Genomic DNA, 552 nt, shown 5'->3' on the forward strand with positions numbered 1-552 from the left:
ATCTGATACAGGTGGTTCTCCTTTAAAACAATCAACTCCAATTGAATTAGTTCTTAAATAAATTTTTAAAAATTGAAAAAAATTAATAAAATTTCAATAGAAAAAAATTATAGTAAGAATTTATTTTTTATAAAGTGCTTTAATAAAATACCACTTCCTTTAATAATTTGTGATGTAATTTATAATCTTCAAGAGAAGAAAAAAGAGTATGTTATTTCTGATATTAATAAATCATTTATAAAAACATTTAATTTAAATAATTCAGAATTAATTGGTAAAGATGTAAAAGAAATTAAAAATAAAATTCTTAAAAATGTAGAATTAATTAAATTTGTTATAGATAAAAACTTAACATGTTTTGCAGTTTTTGATTGTAAAAAAATTAGAAAAAATGATAAAAATTTTGAAAAATTGAGATTATATGAGATACTTAGAAATGTGAACAAAATTCTTTTTGATTCTAAAAATAGGGATATTTTAATAAAAAGAATCTCTCGTGAAATAAATAAATTAGATTTTGTTGATTTCTTTTATATTTATTTAAATAAAGAT

At 17.2% G+C, this 552-nt stretch carries 1 protein-coding gene; it reads left to right on the forward strand.

The window, feature by feature from the left end; translation table 11 throughout:
* Positions 1 to 72: 72 nt before the first annotated feature.
* On the forward strand, positions 73 to 552 hold a 480-nt coding region (locus N3D74_06730), incomplete at its 3' end, for a hypothetical protein (protein MCX8095858.1).

The organism is Caldisericia bacterium (assembly GCA_026414995.1).
GTDB lineage: Bacteria > Caldisericota > Caldisericia > B22-G15 > B22-G15 > JAAYUH01.